This window comes from Paraburkholderia sp. J69-1 (genome assembly GCF_905220255.1).
Lineage (GTDB): Bacteria > Pseudomonadota > Gammaproteobacteria > Burkholderiales > Burkholderiaceae > Paraburkholderia.
Genome location: NZ_CAJMZG010000010.1, coordinates 325467 through 340827, shown reverse-complemented (window position 1 = coordinate 340827; position 15361 = coordinate 325467). Strand labels below are relative to the sequence as shown.

General features: G+C 63.5%; 14 protein-coding genes and 7 tRNA genes. 6 read left to right on the top strand and 15 right to left on the bottom strand.

From position 1 onward, the window contains the following. Positions 1–15 precede the first annotated feature (15 nt). From U5A67_RS20735 to tsaB, 4 genes are read right to left on the bottom strand one after another with little or no spacing between them, the layout of a single operon-like run. The gene (locus U5A67_RS20735; RefSeq protein ID WP_321814482.1) at positions 16–1116 is read right to left on the bottom strand and encodes a DUF1853 family protein; all 1101 of its coding nucleotides are present in this window, start codon (positions 1114–1116) and stop codon (positions 16–18) included. Next, entirely contained in the window at positions 1113–2090 is a 978-nt protein-coding gene (locus U5A67_RS20730; protein WP_321814483.1) for a uracil-DNA glycosylase, read from the bottom strand. The genes U5A67_RS20735 and U5A67_RS20730 overlap by 4 nt, the downstream gene beginning before the upstream one ends. Further along, positions 2077–2571 (bottom strand): ribosomal protein S18-alanine N-acetyltransferase, encoded by a 495-nt coding sequence (gene rimI / locus U5A67_RS20725; protein ID WP_167055936.1) that lies wholly within the window; start codon positions 2569–2571, stop codon positions 2077–2079. The genes U5A67_RS20730 and rimI overlap by 14 nt, the downstream gene beginning before the upstream one ends. Further along, the gene (gene tsaB, locus U5A67_RS20720) at positions 2568–3404 is read right to left on the bottom strand and encodes a tRNA (adenosine(37)-N6)-threonylcarbamoyltransferase complex dimerization subunit type 1 TsaB (RefSeq protein WP_321814484.1); all 837 of its coding nucleotides are present in this window, start codon (positions 3402–3404) and stop codon (positions 2568–2570) included. Before tsaB ends, rimI begins: the two co-directional genes overlap by 4 nt. Positions 3405–3566: 162 nt before the next feature. On the opposite strand from tsaB, the gene U5A67_RS20715 reads away from it, so the two are divergent. The 3 genes from U5A67_RS20715 to aceA all read left to right on the top strand — a co-directional run bounded on the left by U5A67_RS20715 (position 3567) and on the right by aceA (position 7841). Continuing rightward, on the top strand, positions 3567–3836 hold the full coding sequence (locus U5A67_RS20715; protein ID WP_205981766.1) for an acyl-CoA-binding protein: 270 nt from the start codon (positions 3567–3569) through the stop codon (positions 3834–3836). A 459-nt stretch (positions 3837–4295) separates the two neighbouring features. Further along, positions 4296–6056 (top strand): DEAD/DEAH box helicase, encoded by a 1761-nt coding sequence (locus tag U5A67_RS20710; protein WP_321814485.1) that lies wholly within the window; start codon positions 4296–4298, stop codon positions 6054–6056. Positions 6057–6506: 450 nt separating this feature from the next. Further along, on the top strand, positions 6507–7841 hold the full coding sequence (aceA, locus tag U5A67_RS20705) for an isocitrate lyase (RefSeq protein WP_321814486.1): 1335 nt from the start codon (positions 6507–6509) through the stop codon (positions 7839–7841). Positions 7842–8029: 188 nt separating this feature from the next. Here the strand turns inward: aceA and U5A67_RS20700 are convergent, their stop codons facing one another. Both U5A67_RS20700 and U5A67_RS20695 read right to left on the bottom strand, forming a co-directional pair. Further along, entirely contained in the window at positions 8030–8464 is a 435-nt protein-coding gene (locus U5A67_RS20700) for a universal stress protein (RefSeq protein ID WP_205981769.1), read from the bottom strand. A gap of 127 nt (positions 8465–8591) precedes the next feature. Next, positions 8592–9500, bottom strand: coding sequence for a LysR family transcriptional regulator (locus U5A67_RS20695; protein WP_205981770.1), 909 nt, complete (start codon positions 9498–9500; stop codon positions 8592–8594). Between the two features lie 141 nt (positions 9501–9641). On the opposite strand from U5A67_RS20695, the gene U5A67_RS20690 reads away from it, so the two are divergent. Then, entirely contained in the window at positions 9642–10418 is a 777-nt protein-coding gene (locus U5A67_RS20690; protein ID WP_321814487.1) for a haloacid dehalogenase type II, read from the top strand. A 71-nt stretch (positions 10419–10489) separates the two neighbouring features. Next, the gene (aceB, locus tag U5A67_RS20685; RefSeq protein WP_205981772.1) at positions 10490–12082 is read left to right on the top strand and encodes a malate synthase A; all 1593 of its coding nucleotides are present in this window, start codon (positions 10490–10492) and stop codon (positions 12080–12082) included. Positions 12083–12192: 110 nt separating this feature from the next. On the opposite strand, the gene U5A67_RS20680 is transcribed toward aceB, so the two are convergent. Beyond that, complete coding sequence (locus U5A67_RS20680; protein WP_321814488.1) at positions 12193–12594, bottom strand: gamma-glutamylcyclotransferase; 402 nt, start codon at positions 12592–12594, stop codon at positions 12193–12195. 203 nt (positions 12595–12797) lie between these two features. On the opposite strand from U5A67_RS20680, the gene U5A67_RS20675 reads away from it, so the two are divergent. Then, positions 12798–13697, top strand: a complete 900-nt coding sequence (locus U5A67_RS20675) for a helix-turn-helix transcriptional regulator (protein WP_321814489.1) — start codon at positions 12798–12800, stop codon at positions 13695–13697. 57 nt (positions 13698–13754) lie between these two features. Here the strand turns inward: U5A67_RS20675 and U5A67_RS20670 are convergent, their stop codons facing one another. From U5A67_RS20670 to U5A67_RS20635, 8 genes are all read right to left on the bottom strand, one after another. Then, positions 13755–14219 carry a GNAT family N-acetyltransferase gene (locus U5A67_RS20670; RefSeq protein WP_205981775.1) on the bottom strand — a complete coding sequence of 155 codons (465 nt, stop codon included), beginning with the start codon at positions 14217–14219 and terminating at the stop codon, positions 13755–13757. Between the two features lie 164 nt (positions 14220–14383). Continuing rightward, positions 14384–14460: transfer RNA gene (locus U5A67_RS20665), tRNA-Asp, on the bottom strand. 77 nt (positions 14461–14537) lie between these two features. Beyond that, positions 14538–14613: transfer RNA gene (locus U5A67_RS20660), tRNA-Glu, on the bottom strand. 78 nt (positions 14614–14691) lie between these two features. Beyond that, a tRNA-Asp gene (locus U5A67_RS20655) sits at positions 14692–14768 on the bottom strand. An 82-nt stretch (positions 14769–14850) separates the two neighbouring features. Then, positions 14851–14926 (bottom strand) — tRNA-Glu (locus U5A67_RS20650). A gap of 75 nt (positions 14927–15001) precedes the next feature. After that, positions 15002–15078, bottom strand: a tRNA-Asp gene (locus U5A67_RS20645). A gap of 72 nt (positions 15079–15150) precedes the next feature. Beyond that, positions 15151–15226: transfer RNA gene (locus tag U5A67_RS20640), tRNA-Glu, on the bottom strand. A 55-nt stretch (positions 15227–15281) separates the two neighbouring features. Beyond that, positions 15282–15357 (bottom strand) — tRNA-Ala (locus U5A67_RS20635). Positions 15358–15361: the final 4 nt, after the last annotated feature.

Genomic DNA, 15361 nt, shown 5'->3' with positions numbered 1-15361 from the left:
ACCACGAACCCGGCACTACGAGCGCGCGTAAGCCAGTGCGCGCTCCGGCCAGTCGTCGGGGACGATGAAACCGCGCGAATGCTCGACGTAGCCGCCTGCGCCATCGGCGGTGAATGCAACGACCATCACCGGTTCGTGAGCCCGTTCGAGATTCGCAAAAAGCGTCGCGGCGTCTGCCGGCGCTTGTATCTCCATGCGTGCGAGGTGCGCTGACATCGACTCGGGCACGGCATCGCCGTCACTTTGCTGAGCCGCGCTGAATTGGCTGTTAGTTGCGAATGAAGCGGCCGGTCGAGATTCGATTCGACGCGGTGCGAGCCACGCCAATCTTGGCAGCACGCTCCAGCCATCGGCATCGCTACGCTCGGCGAACGCGCTCCAGTCAGCGTGCGTCACCCACCAGCCGCGACCATGCTCGCGCGCAAGTTCCGGTGCATCGGCCACCTGCGTCCCGGCGCGATAAAACAGCCAGCCTTTGATGTACATCTGCGCGCACCACTGCCCCGCAAAGCCCAGCGATGCCAGCTCGGGCCGCTCGCTCAGACGCAGTTGATGATCGCGCAGATGCGCAAACTTCAGATCCAGCCGATCGCGCAGATTCGGCCCAACGTAATCCGCCAGCCGCGATGCGCTTTCATGCGCTGCGCCCGCATGCAGAAAACACTTCACGGCCAGTTCCCAATGCACACGCGTGCCGTCCGGCGTTTCGAGAAGAAAGTCGCATTCGCCGATCGTCCGGCCCTCGCCGCGTAACGCGATGTTCGCAGCGACAAGCCGCAGCGCCGGTCCGTTCTCCAGATACCAGCCAAGCAGGGTTTCGGCGTAACGCCCGAGACGCGTCACGCGCGCGCTTTCGAGCGCGGCGTGCAAACGCTGCAAGCGGGAAGGATCGTGATCAAGTTGCACGAGCCAGGCCGCGACTTGCGCGGCCTCTGCATCGTCGGACCACGGCCGCGCGAGCGGCATGGCCGGTTGCGCGCGCAGCAGATCGGCACTGTCCAGCAGCCACGCGAGATCGCGCAACACCGGATCGGTCAGACGATCGACCAGCGAGCTTGCCAACGATCGCGCGTGCGGCTCATCGCCCATCGGATGCGCGGGCCGCGCCGCGCTCATTGACCGCCGCCCGCCGAGCGCCAGGTATCGCGCGCGAGGCACAGATCGCTCCACGCTTTCGACTTGTCCTGCAGACTGCGCAACAAATACGCCGGGTGATACGTGACGATGACCGGCACGCCCTCGTATTGATGCACGCGAGAGCGCAGCGAAGCAATGCTGTCGCCGGTCTTGAGCAGACTCTGCGCCGCAAAGCGCCCCATCGCGACGATGATCTTCGGCTTCACGAGCGCCACCTGACGTTGCAGATACGGCTCGCAGCGATCGACTTCATCGGGCTCGGGATTGCGGTTGCCGGGCGGCCGGCACTTGATGACGTTGGCGATATACACGTTCTGGGTGCGCGAGAGCGTCAGCGAACGCAGCATATTGTCGAGCAGCTTGCCCGCCTGGCCGACGAAAGGCTCGCCCTGGCGGTCTTCGTTCTCGCCCGGCGCTTCGCCGATCAGCATCCAGTCCGCTTCGCGATCGCCCACGCCGAACACCGTGTTCGTGCGCTTCTCGCACAAACGGCAGCGCGTGCAATTCGCGACGCGTTCCGAAAGCGCATCCCAGTCGAGCGTGGCCGTATCGTCGCGCGGTGCGCGCACCGGTTCGATGTCGTGCGGCAGCACCGGTTCGGCGACGGAATCGAACCAGGCGAAATCGTCTTCGGTGAACGGCGGCGGTTCTTCCGATGCGGCTTGCTGAACCGGCTGCTGAACCGGCTTTGCCACGACGCGTTCTGGCTGAACCGGCGGCGGCGTTTCTTGCTGCGCGGGAACGCGTTCTTCGACGCGCGCGCGCGGCATCTCGCGTTCGACCGGCGCGGCGGCACGTGCCGCAGGCGCAGCAGGTTCCGCCACCACTTCGGCCACGACGCTCGCAGGCGCCACGTCCACTGCCGCAGCCTCGGGCGCTGCGACCGTCAAGCCCTTGCGTACCCAGCGCGGCGCGAGGCCGAATTCTTCCAGGGCGATCTCATCGAGCGGCATCCGCGCCCTCCAGTGCAAAAGAAAAACGCATCACGATCGCGTCTTCGCGACTGTGATGACGGGCCGGATAGTAATTCTTGCGCCGCCCGATCGTGACGAAACCGAACTGCTCGTATAGCCGGATCGCCCGGTGATTCGACGGCCGCACTTCGAGCAGCAGCCCTTCGAGTCCCTGCACGCGCGCGATACGTACGCCCTCGCGCAGCAGCGCGAGACCGGCGCCCACGCCCTGCGCCTGCGGGGCGACGCACAGGTTCAGCAGATGCATTTCGTCGACCACGGGCATCAGCACGCTATAGCCAATCAGCGTGCCCGTCACATGGCGCATGCAGATGCCGTAATAGCCGTTGCGCAGCGAATCTTCGAAATTGCCGCGCGACCAAGGAAATTCATAAGCGGACTTCTCGATGACGACGACCTCGTCGAGGTCGCTCTCGGTCATCTGCGACAGATAGCGATCCGTCATCAGCACGCCGCTCATCGATTGCCCTCTTTCGTGCCGCCCTGTGCGCCGATTTGAGCGCCGCTCTGTGCGTCCTTCTGCGCCTTCGCGGCCATGCGCTCGGCGGTGGTCTGCGCGACCTTGTTGCGCACGTATTCCGGCGCGGCCTGATCGGCGGGCACCGTGCGGCCGGCGCGGAACGCGCGCAGCGCGGCATGGGCGAGCGGCACGGCATGCGGCAGCGCCTCGGCGTCGATGGTTTGCGCCGACATCGACGCGGTCAGCCGTGCGCCGAACGCCGCCGCGGCATTGCCGGCCAGCGTGAACCGCGCATCGGGCGCGACGATCGCTTCGGGTGCGTCGAGCGAGGCCGCGCGCAGCGTCTGCCAGTCGCCCGCAGTCGCATCCCAGGCGTAATCGGCCCAGTACGCTTCGTCCATGCGCGCATCGAGCGCGGCGAGCACACGCAGCGCCGACGCATCACGCAGGCGCGCGCTTTCTGCGCACACGAGTAGCGTGCTCACCGGCACGACGGGAATATTCAGGCCGAAGGCGAGCCCCTGGGCCACGCCGGTCGCCGTGCGCAGTCCCGTGAAGGAACCGGGGCCGGAACCGAAGGCGATCGCATCGCAATCGGCCAGCGCGAGGCCCGCCTCGGCGAGCAGTTCGCCGATGGCCGGCAGCAGGCGCGTGCTGGACACGGCGCCCGTCGCCTCGTGGCGCACCCAGACGCGCGCTTCGGGCAGCGTCTGGCCAGCCGGGACGGCTTGAGTGGAGTCAGCGGCGACGCCAGCGGGCGTGGCGGCGCGAAGCAGCGCGACCGAGCAATATTCGGTCGAGGTATCGAGGGCAAGCAGCACGGTTTCAGTCATGACCGCTATTGTAATGCGCCGTTCCCGCGCAGTCGCCGCCTGGGCATGCCCTGTGCACCGACGGCGCACGCCCGACTAGAGTGGAGGAATCGTTCCAGCCCTATGCCGGATAGCGCTGCTACCATCGTCGGGCTATGTCGATCTTTTAGGGAGAAGAAAACAATGAGCGATGTGAACGCGCAATTTACGCAGGCGCAGGAAGATGTCCAGCAACTGACCGAGCGTCCGGGCAACCTGACGCTGCTGCGTCTTTACGCCCTCTTCAAGCAGGCCACCGAAGGCGATGTGCACGGCGACAAGCCGGGCTTCACCGACATCGTCGGCAAATACAAGTACGACGCCTGGGCCGCCCTGCAAGGCACGGCCGAAGCTCAGGCGAAGACGCAATACATCGAACTGGTCGAATCGCTCAAGAGCGGCGCCGCCAGCTAATCCGCGCAGCAGCGATCTGAAAGGGCCGGATGCAACGAACGTCGCGCATCTGGCCCCAAACTCCCGTGTTTCTCCGTTCCTCATCCGCCGTCTTGCGTCAGGCTGTCGCAGGACATAAGGGCTTTGCCGCGCTGGCGCGACGCAACAAAACGAGATACAATGCACGCTGCGTTGCGCTCCGGTCGCCTCTGCGATCAGCAATACGCCACGTAGCGTTAAGCTCCAATCCAGTTTAGAACCTGTCCCCCCCTGCCGTGGCCCGCTTTCCGGGCCGTCAAGAATCAGGCTGGCGGCTGACCAATCCCGGTCAGAGTCGCACCCAAAACAGCTTCTAACGAAAAAAATCCGCCCTTTACGTGGGTGCGGATTGCCCCCGTTTTTCGATTTGCTCGCAAAATCAGACGACTTGGGTATGCCGATTGGCGCCGACGTTCTATTTCCTGTGTACCAAGGATTTTCATGACTTCGAGCAATACCCAAAGCCCCCTCGACGCGATCGCTAACGACGCCCTCGGTCTCGACGCTGCTGCTGACGCTTCTGTTGAAGCTCCCGCGCAAGCCGCCGACGCCAATGATGGCGCGTCGTTCGCGGCGCTCGGTCTGTCGCCGGAGATCGTCTCCGCGCTGATCGCAGCGGGCTATAAGGCTCCGACGCCCGTGCAGGAACGCGCCATTCCTGCCGGCATCGCGGGCCGCGACCTGCTGGTCTCCAGCCCGACCGGTTCGGGCAAGACCGCAGCCTTCATGCTGCCTGCGATCGAGCGCTTCGCGCAGATCCAGAAGGCACAAGCCGCACAACCGCGCGAGCCGCGCCCGCAAGGCGCTGCACCGCAAGGCCAGCAAGGCCGCTCGCGCCGTCCGCAACAACCGGTCGCCCGTCCGGGCCTGCTCGTTCTCACGCCCACGCGTGAGCTCGCCATGCAGGTGACCACGGCCGCCGCGACCTACGGCAAGCATCTGCGCCGTCTGCGCACCGTCAGCATTCTGGGCGGCGTGGCCTACGGCCAGCAGCTGATGCTGCTCGCGAAGAACCCCGAAATCCTGGTGGCAACGCCGGGCCGTCTGCTCGACCACCTCGAGCGTGGCCGTATCGACCTGTCCGAGCTGAAGATGCTCGTGCTCGACGAAGCCGACCGCATGCTGGACATGGGCTTCATCGACGACATCGACACGATCGTGGCTGCAACGCCGGAAACGCGTCAGACGATGCTGTTCTCGGCAACGCTCGACGGCAAGATCGCTTCGGTGACCGGCCGCCTGCTGAAGGACCCGGAGCGTATCGAGATCGTCCGCAAGGTCGAAGCGGCTTCGAACATCGCGCAAACCGTGCACTACGTCGACGACCGCGATCACAAGGATCGTCTGCTCGACCATCTGCTGCGCGACGAAAGCCTCGACCAGGCTGTCGTGTTCACGGCAACCAAGATGGACGCCGACCAGCTCGCCGGCAAGCTTGCCGACGCTGGCTTCGAAACGGCCGCCCTGCACGGCGACCTGCCGCAAGGCGCGCGTAACCGCACGATCCGTGCACTGCGCGAGCGCCGTGTGCGCGTGCTGGTGGCAACGGACGTCGCCGCTCGCGGTATCGACATCCCGGGCATCACGCACGTGTTCAACTACGACCTGCCGAAGTTCGCGGAAGACTACGTCCACCGTATCGGCCGTACGGGCCGTGCTGGCCGTTCGGGCACGGCAGTGAGCCTCGTGCATCACGCCGAGCAAGGCGCGCTCAAGCGCATCGAGCGTTTCGTGCGTGCTCCGCTGCCGGTCAACGTCGTCGAAGGCTTCGAGCCGCGCAAGGCAGCGCCGTCGAACCGCGGCTTTGGCGGCCGTGGCCGTCCGGGCGGTGGCAACGGCGGTGGCCGTCGCTTCGGCAACGGTGGCGGCAAGCCGGGTGGCTACGGTAACAACCGTGGCGGCAACGGCGGCGAGCGCAGCTTCGGCGACCGCTCGAACGGTGAACGCAGCTTTGGCGACCGTAACAACAACGGCGGCGATCGCAACGGCAACAGCTGGGGCAACCGCTCGGAAAACTCGCGCGGCGGCTACGGCCAGCGTGACGGTGGCAACAGCAGCGGCTACGGCGCCCAGCGTCGCGAAGGCGGCAATCGTGGCGGCTACGGCCAGCCGCGTGGCGAAGGCTTCGGCGGCGGCCGCCGTGAAGGCGGCTACGGCCAGCGTCGCAACGACGGCCCGCGTGGCGCGCGTCGCGACAGCTAAGCCGATTCGCGTACCGCGATGATGCAGACGGAATGAAGATTTCGTCTGTCTCGCGCGAGTCACGAAGCGCAGTTAAAAAAGACCGGTGCTCAGGCACCGGTCTTTTTTTGTCCGCAGTAATTTGTCTACAGACACGCTTTCACGATACGGGAAAATTTTTTGCTTCGTAAAATGTCGTGCTGCGTGGCACAAAGTATCTGATTGCAGGATAAAAAACGACATTTCTCATCGCGAAACGCACGCAATATGTCGTTGATTTAAATAGAATAAAAAGACGATAAATTCCCTTTTCGCGGCCTGTTGCAGAGCGATCGAATTGCCTAGACTCTTATATAAGAGTTCGCGGAACGAACGCCTCCAGACATGCACGGGACGCACGCTTCACGAAGTTCACCCGCTCAGCAGTTCCGAACAACGGTTCATCTATCAGGTAAACGGAAGGAGCTCACCATGTCGACTCGTCAACAGCAGGCTCAGGAACTTCAACAGCAATGGGACACGGACCCGCGCTGGAAGGGCATCAAGCGCGATTACACGGCTGAAGACGTGGTGCGGCTGCGTGGCTCGATCCAGCCCGAGCACACGCTCGCGAAGCACGGCGCCGCCAAACTCTGGCATGGCATCAACAACGAACCGTTCATCAACGCGCTTGGCGCCCTCACCGGCAACCAGGCCATGCAGCAGGTGAAGGCCGGGCTCAAGGCGATCTATCTGTCGGGCTGGCAGGTTGCGGGCGACGCGAATCTGGCCGGTGAAATGTACCCGGACCAGTCGCTCTACCCCGCCAACTCGGTGCCGCAGGTGGTCAAGCGCATCAACAACACGCTCACGCGCGCGGATCAGATCCAGTGGTCGGAAGGCAAGAATCCCGGTGACGAAGACTACGTCGACTTCTTCCAGCCGATCGTGGCCGACGCGGAAGCCGGCTTCGGCGGCGTGCTCAACGCGTTCGAGCTGATGAAGGCGATGATCGAAGCGGGCGCGGCCGGCGTGCACTTCGAAGATCAGCTCGCTTCGGTGAAAAAGTGCGGTCACATGGGCGGCAAGGTGCTGGTGCCGACGCGCGAAAACGTCGCCAAGCTCACGGCCGCGCGACTGGCCGCCGATGTCTGCGGCGTGCCGACCGTGCTGCTCGCCCGCACCGATGCCGAAGCCGCCGACCTGGTCACCTCCGACATCGACGATAACGACAAGCCGTTCCTGACCGGCGAGCGCACCGTCGAAGGCTTCTTCCGCACGCGCAACGGCCTCGAGCAGTCGATTTCGCGCGGCCTGGCCTACGCGCCCTACGCCGACATGATCTGGTGCGAGACCGGCAAGCCGGATCTGGAATTCGCGAAGCAGTTCGCGGAAGCAATCCACAAGGAATTCCCGGGCAAGCTGCTGTCGTACAACTGTTCGCCGTCGTTCAACTGGAAGAAGAATCTGGACGACGCGACCATCGCCCGATTCCAGCGCGAACTGGGCGCGATGGGCTACAAGTTCCAGTTCATCACGCTGGCTGGCTTCCATTCGCTGAACTACTCGATGTTCAACCTTGCGCATGGCTATGCGCGCCAGAACATGAGTGCGTTCGTCGAGCTTCAGCAAGCCGAGTTCGCCGCTGCCGAAAAGGGCTTCACCGCCGTGAAGCACCAGCGCGAAGTGGGCACGGGCTACTTCGACGCGGTCACGCAGACGGTCGAGCGCAACGCGTCGACGACGGCGCTGCACGGATCGACGGAAGACGAGCAGTTCTTCGAGTCGAAAGACCAGAACGATCAGAAGGATCAAAAGGTCGCGTAATAGCGAGGCAGGCCGAAGCGGGGGCGCATCGCTTCCCGCTTCGCGAAAGGTGGGGTTGTTTCATCGTGGCAGACGGCGGCGGTGGCCGGCGTGCGAGTCCTTGGCGGGACGCGCCGGTTGCCGTTGCCGTTGTAGTTGCCGCACGCATTGACGCATGCATTGACGCCCGTCGCGCACCGAAACGCCTGCTAGCGATAGACGATCACCGGAATCTTCGTATGTGTGAGCACGCGCTGCGTTTCGCTGCCGATCAGCAGGCTGCCCAGGCCGCGACGCCCGTGCGAGGCCATGAAGATGACATCGCAACCAGCGTTTTCCGCCGCTTCGATGATGCCGATGTACGGCGACGAATGCACGCTGACGCAGCTATCGCAGGTCACGCCCACGCCGCGCGCGGCCTCCTCGACTTCATCCAGATGCGCGCGCGCCTCTCGCTCACTGCGCGTCTGGAAATCGCCGGGTAGTTCGATCACGACATCGGCGTAAGGCGAGTACGGATATTGCGGCAGACAGGCGTAGGCGGTGATGCGCGCGCCCACGCTACGCGCCAGATCGATGGCGCCGTCGATGGCCTTTTTCGAGAGATCCGAGCCGTCGGTCGGAACGAGGATGTGCTTGAACATGGCGCCCTCCGTCATTGTTCGGGGCTGCGGGCTGGCCTCATTTCGATTGTAGTGCGCGAAGAAGCGCCGCAAGGCGCGCCTACGGGCTTCTCCGCATAGTGAAAACACGCACTGACGAGGCGCGCGTTCAGTCCTGTCCCCAGTAACCCGGTTGGCCGTAGGTATGCTTGAGATAGTCGAGAAAGAGGCGCACGCGCAGCGGCAAATGGCGGCGCTGCGGAAATACCGCATGAATGCCGATGGGCGGCGCAGCATAGGCGTCGAGCACGCTCGCAAGCCGGCCCGCCGCAATATCCTCGCCGACTTCCCACCACGAGCGCCAGGCCAGACCGTGGCCTTCGAGACACCATTCGTGCAGCACCGCGCCGTCCGAGCACTCCATGGTGCCCGCCACGCGAATCTGCACCACTTTGCCCTCTTCCTGGAACGTCCAGCCGCGTTGCTGGTTCAGGCTCGCGCCGAACGCGAGACAGTTATGGCGCGCGAGATCGGCGGGTGTATCGGGCGCGCCGCGCCGCGACAAATAAGCGGGCGACGCCACCACCACGCGGCGGTTTTCGCCGAGCTTGAGCGAAACCAGCGACGAGTCCGGCAATTCGCCCAGCCGCACCGCGCAGTCGAAGCCTTCGTTGACCAGATCGACGAGACGATCGGACAAATCGAGCGTGATCGTGACGTCTGGGTGCGCGGTCGTGAAATCGGGGACGAGCGGCGCGACGTGGCGACGCCCGAAACCCGCCGGCGCCGACACGCGCAAGTGCCCGCTCGCCTTCACGCCGCCCGCCGACACGCTCGCCTCGGCGTTCTGGAGTTCGTGGATGATGCGCTGGCAATCCTCCAGAAACGCCGATCCCTCGAACGTCAGTGTGAGGCGTCGCGTGGTGCGCACGAGCAGCTTGACGCCCAGCCGTTCCTCCAGCGCATCGATACGCCTGCCGATGATGGCGGGCGCCACGCCCTCGGCCTGCGCGGCTGCGGAAAGACTGCCTTTTGCGGCGACGGTGGCGAAAGTTTCGATCTGTTTGAAGCGATCCATGAGCACGCCTGTAGCAGAAACAATGAATTCGGCGCACAGATTAGGTGGGTAAAAGTAAAAGATCAAGTGATCAATCCCGACTTTTTCCACCATTGCACTCATGAATACAATGCTCCTCGACCTCTGATGGAGTGCACGGCTATGTCGGCCACAACGACAATCCACTATCCCAAGGCTGTGATCTTCGACGCGTACGGCACGCTTTTCGACGTGCATTCGGTCGTCGCGGCCGCCGAGCAGATGTTCCCCGCCCACGGCGAGGCACTGTCGCAGCTCTGGCGTCTCAAGCAGATCGAGTACACGCAGCTGCGCACGCTGTCGGACCCGGCGGGCGCGCGTTACAAGCCGTTCTGGGACATCACGCTCGACGCGCTGCGTTACGCCGCGCGCCGTCTGAACCTGCCGCTCACGGGCGCGGGCGAAAAGCGGCTGATGGACGAATACGCCTGCCTCTCGGCTTTCCCCGACGTGTTGCCGGCGCTGCGACGTCTGCGCGAACCGCGCGAAGACGGTACACGCCTCGGTCTGGCGATCCTGTCGAACGGCAATCCGCAGATGCTCGACATCGCCGTGAAGAGCGCGGGCATGAACGGCCTGTTCGATCACGTGCTGTCGGTGGATGCGGTGCGCGCCTACAAACCGGCTGCCGCAGCCTACGCAATGGGCACGGCCGCGTTCGACTGCGCGCCGCGCGAAATCGTTTTTGTTTCGTCGAATGGCTGGGACGCCGCAGGCGCCGGCTGGTTCGGCTACACCACTTTCTGGATCAACCGCCAGCGACTGCCCGCCGAAGAACTCGGCGTGCCGCCGCATGGCACCGGCGGCGGCATGGCGGAGCTTTCCACCTTTATCGCCGCCATTCTCGACACCGCAGCGACCGCCGAACGAAGCCGCCCCCGCCCCAGCCCGGGCGCATGACGACCGCGTTCAGCCAGCACGGTAATAACAACACCCAAGCAATTACATCTGACCGACCAAGGAGTTAGCAAATGGCGAACACGTTGCAACTGCCGCAAGGCATGCAGATCACGGCCGAGATTCAACCCGGCTTCGAACAGATCCTCACGCCCGAGGCACTCGAACTCGTCGCGAAGCTGCACCGCGCATTCGAGCCGCGTCGGCAGGAATTGCTGAAGGCGCGCGTCGAACGTACGAAGCGCCTCGATGCGGGCGAGCGTCCCGATTTCCTCGCAGAAACGAAGTCGATCCGTGAAGGCGACTGGAAGATCGCAGCGCTGCCGAAGGATCTCGAATGCCGCCGTGTGGAAATCACCGGTCCGGTCGAGCGCAAGATGATCATCAACGCGCTGAACTCGGGCGCGGATTCCTACATGACCGACTTCGAGGATTCGAACGCGCCGAACTGGGACAACCAGATCACCGGCCAGATCAACCTCAAGGACGCGGTGCGCCGCACGATCTCGCTGGAGCAGAACGGCAAGTCGTACCAGCTCAACGACAAGATCGCCACGCTGATCGTGCGCCCGCGCGGCTGGCATCTCGACGAAAAGCACGTGACGGTCGACGGCCAGCGCGTCTCCGGCGGTATCTTCGACTTCGCGCTGTTCCTGTTCCACAACGCGAAGGAACTGATCGCGCGCGGCAGCGGCCCCTACTTCTATCTGCCGAAGATGGAAAGCCATCTCGAAGCGCGTCTGTGGAACGACATCTTCGTCGCGGCGCAGGAAGGCGTGGGCATCCCGCGCGGCACGATCCGCGCGACGGTGCTGGTCGAGACGATTCTCGCCGCGTTCGAGATGGACGAAATTCTCTATGAACTGCGCGAACACAGCTCGGGCCTGAACGCCGGCCGCTGGGACTACATCTTCTCGGCGATCAAGAAGTTCAAGAACGACCAGGACTTCTGCCTCGCCGATCGTTCGCAGATCACCATGAACGTGCCGTTCATGCGCGCTTACGCGCTCGAACTGCTCAAGACCTGCCACAAGCGCAACGCGCCGGCGATCGGCGGCATGAGCGCGCTGATCCCGATCAAGAACGATCCGGCAGCGAACGACAAGGCCATGGGCGGCGTGCGTTCGGACAAGGCGCGCGATGCGGGCGACGGTTACGACGGCGGCTGGGTCGCGCACCCGGGTCTCGTGCCCATCGCGATGGAAGAGTTCGTGAAGGTGCTCGGCGACAAGCCGAACCAGATCGGCAAGCAGCGCCCCGACGTGAACGTCACGGGCGCGGACCTGATGGACTTCCGCCCGGAAGCGCCGATCACGGAAGCGGGCCTGCGCAACAACATCAACGTCGGCATTCACTACCTGGGTTCGTGGCTCGCGGGCAATGGCTGCGTGCCGATCCACAACCTGATGGAAGATGCCGCGACCGCTGAAATCTCGCGCTCGCAGGTGTGGCAGTGGATTCGCTCGCCCAAGGGCAAGCTCGAAGACGGCCGCAAGGTCACGGCCGGATTCGTGCGCGAACTGATTGCGCAGGAACTGGACAAGGTGAAGGCATCGGTGGGCGGCGACACGCAGCCGTACGACCGCGCCGCGCAGATCTTCGAAGAGATGTCGACTTCGGAAAACTTCGTCGAATTCCTGACGCTGCCGCTGTACGAAGAGATCTGAATGCAGGTCGCTTGATCCTTCGCCTGAAACCTTGAGGCGATGAAAAAGGCCCGGCGGATGCGAGTCCACCGGGCCTTTTCGTTGCTACCTGGATGTTTTGCGTCGTGCGTTTAGCGTGCGAGCCGATGCGCGATCCAGTCGCCGCCGTGAATCTGCGTCAGGCCTTCGACCGCTTTTTGCGTGACCGGATAGAACAGACAGTCGATCTGAGCGCCTTCGACTTCGACACTCACCTCGCGGGCGAGGAACAGGCCTTCGACGCCCGGATACACCTCTTCGATTTCGTCGAGCACGGGCACGAGCGCCTCATCGATTTCATAGACATCGCCGAGCACCGCTGACTCGGACGCCTCGGCGACCATGCCAGGATAACGCCCGAAGTCGAACAAGCGCCCCGCCACCGTCGTCTGGCCGACCAGACGCGGCTGGCTGATTGCATTGCGCGCAGCGGCGTGATTGATGTCGTTGATCTCGCCCGCGCGCAGCGTGCCATAGACGAATACGTATTTCATGCGGTGTGTTCCTTCGAGTTTCGCTGACGTCCTTAACGTCGCAGATGTCACGGATGTCCCAGAGCTGGGTTCGGCGCGCGGCCCAAAAAACGATCGGCTGAATTATGCGCTTGTCATTATCGCTGTGGGCGCATTCTCGCTGCGGTGTCCGCGAGATACGACACCCGCCTAAAATGATGCCGACAGAATCACCCGGACTCACCATGCTTACGCCGCCGTCCCATACTGCCCCCCACACTGCGCTAGATACGTTGCCGCCCGCCGAACTCGCCGATATCCCGCCCGAGTTCGAACCGTCCGGCGAGCATCCTTTCCGTGTGCGCTCGCGGCCGATGGCGGCCGGTGTGCGGATCGCGCGTCACACGCACGCCTGGGCGCAACTGGCCTACGCGTCGCGCGGCGTGTTGCGGATGGCGACACCCGGCACGACGTGGATGGTGCCGCCGTCACGTGCCATCTGGGTGCCGCCTCATGTCACGCACGAGGTCTCCATTGTCGAAGATGCGTTTTTGCGCACGCTTTACGTCGATGCCTCGGTGATTCCGCCCGGGCTCGACGCTTGCCGGGTCGTGGAAGTCTCCGGGCTGCTGCGCGAGGCCATTGCCGCTTTCGACGAGCGCGCGCTCGGTCTCGCGCGCGAAAGGTTGCTGGGCACGGTTGCGCTCGACGAGATCACGCGCTCCGCGCCCTTGCCGCTCGCCGTGCCGATGCCCGAAGAAAAGCGCCTGCGGTCGCTCTGCGAAGCCTTGATCGCCGATCCCGCGGGCCCCGGTTCGCTCGAACACTGGGCCGCGCAGGTGGGTGCGAGCACGCGCACGATCGCGCGGCTGTTTCGTCAGGAACTGGGGGTGAGCTTTTCGCAATGGCGTCAGCAGGCGATTCTCGCGCGCGCGATTCCGCTGCTCAATCAGGGCAAGCCGATGTCGGTGGTGGCGCAGGAATTGGGCTATCAAAGCCAGAGCGCGTTTTCCGCGATGTTCCGGCGAGCCTTTGGTGAGAGTCCGCGTGCCTTCATTGCGCGTGGCACCGGCGAGCGCGAACCGGATCAGCGCGAAGAAGAACTGACCAACGACGCGCCGATGTCTGCGCCTCGTGACGCCTGAATTACGCCCCTTGGGTCACGCCCCTTGAGTCACGCCGCCTGATTCAAGACACATGAATCAGACCAGCCGCGTCATGTGCCGGATCGAACCCAGCCGCGCCAGACGCGGCCCCGCGACCCGATACCCCATGCGCAGATACAGCCGCGCAGCCGGGTTATCGACGAAAACGCGCAATTGCAGTTCGCGCAGACCGCGTTCGCGCGCCCAGCGATGCGAGATATCGAGCAGGAAGGTCCCCGCTCCGTTGCCGCGATAGCCTTCAGCGATCTGCACATCGCGAATGTGCAGCGAATCGTTCTCCTGCGTCACACGCAGCACGCCGATCGCGTCGCCATCGAGTTCGAGAATGAAATTTTCCGATTCGCGGTAGCTGGCGAGAAAAAGATCGCCCCGCCAGATCAAATGATGCCGCTGATAGTAGCCACCCATGTTGCGCCGCGTGAGCGCCTCGGCGAACTCGAAATCGTCCATGGTGGCGTGACGCAGCTGGAAGCGCGACGGGATGTCGTTCGGTGCGAACATGGCAGGCAAGGCGGCAATCGCGAAAAATCAGAGTTTCGACAACGCTACGATAACGCGCCGGCTCAGGCAATGGCCGTTTGTCCGTACGGAAGCGGAAAAGACAGACGAGGAAGGCGGAAGAGAAATAGAAAAAGCCCGCTGGTTTGACCCAGCGGGCTTTAATCTGGCGGAGCGGACGGGACTCGAACCCGCGACCCCCGGCGTGACAGGCCGGTATTCTAACCAACTGAACTACCGCTCCAGCTTGCTGCATCACCGACGGGCGTTGGTTAGACCCGTTGGCGGCGTCGCCTTGACTGCTTTGGCGCCACTTGAATTTGGCGTCCCCTAGGGGATTCGAACCCCTGTACTCACCGTGAAAGGGTGATGTCCTAGGCCTCTAGACGAAGGGGACAACACAGGCTTACGCCTTGAACTACATGCTACCCGAAGTTTTCGCACAACTTCTGCGAAGTTTCTGGCAGCAATTAACTGGCGGAGCGGACGGGACTCGAACCCGCGACCCCCGGCGTGACAGGCCGGTATTCTAACCAACTGAACTACCGCTCCAGTACTGCTTGACCACTACACCTGCGAGATCGACACGACCCGCTGGCTGCGTCGCCTTGACTACTTTGGCGCCACTTGAATTTGGCGTCCCCTAGGGGATTCGAACCCCTGTACTCACCGTGAAAGGGTGATGTCCTAGGCCTCTAGACGAAGGGGACAACACAGGCTTGCGCCTTAAACTTATACAGCTACAACTAAAAAGCCCACTCACGCTTTCTGAGCGGGCTTCTATCTGGCGGAGCGGACGGGACTCGAACCCGCGACCCCCGGCGTGACAGGCCGGTATTCTAACCAACTGAACTACCGCTCCAACTTCGACACAACAGATGAGCGTCACCTCCCTCACCTGCCGCACCGTCAACCTCGTTGACGACGCCATGTCTGGCGTCCCCTAGGGGATTCGAACCCCTGTACTCACCGTGAAAGGGTGATGTCCTAGGCCTCTAGACGAAGGGGACATAATCTTTGCAGATAATGCCTTGCTACACTTTACTGCTAAACACACTGTTTTGTTGGTGGAGGTAAGCGGGATCGAACCGCTGACCTCTTGCATGCCATGCAAGCGCTCTCCCAGCTGAGCTATACCCCCCTTG